Below are 1,878 nucleotides of genomic sequence, written 5' to 3'. Positions count from 1 at the left end.
CAAAGCGCACCTTCCAGTCCTGCACCGAGCGCAGCTCCGCCAGGGTGAGGTCCTTGGCCAAGAGGGCATACTGGTAGACCCAACCCACGCCAGTGGCGTCAGGGCCAAGGGTCGGCGTCACCCCCGCGGGGAGGCGACTTCCTGCGGCATTGAGGAATTCGAGCACCCGCGACCGTGCCCAGTACGGGTCGGTGCCGTCCTCGAAGATGATGTAGACGAACGAGACGCCGAAGAACGAGAAGCCCCGCACCACCTTCGATTGCGGCACCGTCAGCATCGCGGTGGTGAGCGGATAGGTCACCTGGTCCTCGACCACCTGCGGCGCCTGACCCGGGTAATCCGTGTAGACGATGACCTGCACGTCCGAGAGGTCCGGAATGGCGTCGAGCGGCAGGCTGCGCAGGGCGTACAGACCCGCCGCGACGGCGAACACCGTCGCGATCAGGACGAGCATCAGGTTGCGGGACGACCAGGCGATGGTACCGGCGATCATTGGGGCTTCTCTTCGGCAGGAGCCGTCATGCCCTGCAGGGCGGCTTTCAGGTTGCTTTCGGCATCAATGAGGAAGTTGGCGGACGTCACCACCTGATCCCCTGACGCGACGCCCTCGCGGATCTCGACGAAGCCGTTCCCGCGAGCGCCGACCTTGACCTGGCGGGGCTCGAAGCGGCCTTCGCCCTTGTCGACGATCACGATCTGACGGGTACCGGTGTCGATGAGCGCGCTGTCGGGCACGGCCACGACGGGCTTGCCGGAGCCGGTGGCGAACTCCACGTCCGCGTACATGTCCGGCAGCAGGAGCCCGTCCCGGTTGGGGATCTCGATCCGCACCCGGGCCGTGCGGGTCTCTGGGTTCACCTGCGGGTAGATCAGGTCAACGCGGCCCGAGAACGTCTGTCCCGGCAGGCTGCGCACCCGGAGGGTCACAGCCTGGCCCGGCTGGACGGCGCCCAGGTCGTGTTCCGGCACGTCCGCGAGGATCCAGACGGTCGAGATGTCGGCCAGCCGGAACAGCACGTCACCGGGCATGGCCCGCATGCCCTCGATGGCATTGCGCTCCAGGATGATCCCGTCCCGCGGGGCTGACCACGTGATCGCGGTCGGCACCTTGCGGGTGCGTTCGATCTCGGCGATCACCTCCGGGGGCACGTTGAGGTTCTCAAGCCGGCGGCGGGCGCCCTCCAGCACCAGCGGCCGTCCGGCGCCACTGCCTTCGTTCACGACACTGAGGTACTGCGCGCTCGCCGCCGCGATGTCCGGGGAATACAGGCGCAACAGCGGATCGCCCTTGCGCACGCGCTCGCCGGTGGTCACGTCCTCGACCTTGTCGATGAAGCTCTCAGAGCGCAGGGAGATCACGGCGATGCGGCGCTCATCAAGCTTCACGGTGCCGGGCACGCGGACCGGACGGGTCACAACCCGGCGCTCGACAGCCTCCGAGCGCACGCCGGTGCGCTGCAGCTTGCCTGGCGAGACCGTAACGGTCGAGCCGTCCTCCGCCTCGCCCTCGTAGACCGGGATGTAGTCCATGCCCATCGAGTCTTTCTTCGGCACCGGCGAGGTGTCGGGCAGGCCCATGGGGTTGCGGTAGTACAGGATCTTCTTGCCGCCGGCCTGGTCGGCAGCAGGCTGTCCGGCCGGCGCGTCCTTCGGCTTCTCATCAAAGCTCACGTCTGCGCTGGCCGGCACCGGCAGGTAATCCCGACCGTCCTCCGTCTTCTTCGGCGAGATCGAGTAGGCTGGCTGGCCGTCGGGATGGCGGTAATAGGCGACTGGACCCGCTGCGGCCGGTGCGGGGCCGTTCAGGAACGCCACGGCCGGTGCCGGGAGCCAGCCCGGCAACGGCCAGTTCGTCCGGCCGCCGTGGTACCCCGCCCA

Annotated in this window: 2 protein-coding genes (1 of these 2 cut by a window edge); both read right to left on the bottom strand. The window is 68.3% G+C overall.

Features of this window, described 5'->3' with window-relative positions:
- A partial coding sequence (locus OC446_RS26630; RefSeq protein WP_262032003.1) for an efflux RND transporter permease subunit occupies positions 1–493 on the bottom strand: 493 nt, incomplete at its 3' end.
- Positions 490–1,878, bottom strand: the 3' portion of a protein-coding gene (locus tag OC446_RS26625) for an efflux RND transporter periplasmic adaptor subunit (RefSeq protein WP_262032002.1). 177 nt of this gene lie beyond the right edge of the window; 1,389 of the gene's 1,566 nt are visible here — the last part of the coding sequence; its start codon lies beyond the right edge, outside the window; its stop codon occupies positions 490–492. The genes OC446_RS26630 and OC446_RS26625, both read right to left, overlap by 4 nt.

It is taken from the genome of Microvirga sp. Mcv34, from assembly GCF_024519725.1.
Classification (GTDB): domain Bacteria; phylum Pseudomonadota; class Alphaproteobacteria; order Rhizobiales; family Beijerinckiaceae; genus Microvirga.
Note: the sequence above shows the minus strand (reverse complement) of the source record. Positions and strands in the feature narration are given on the sequence as shown.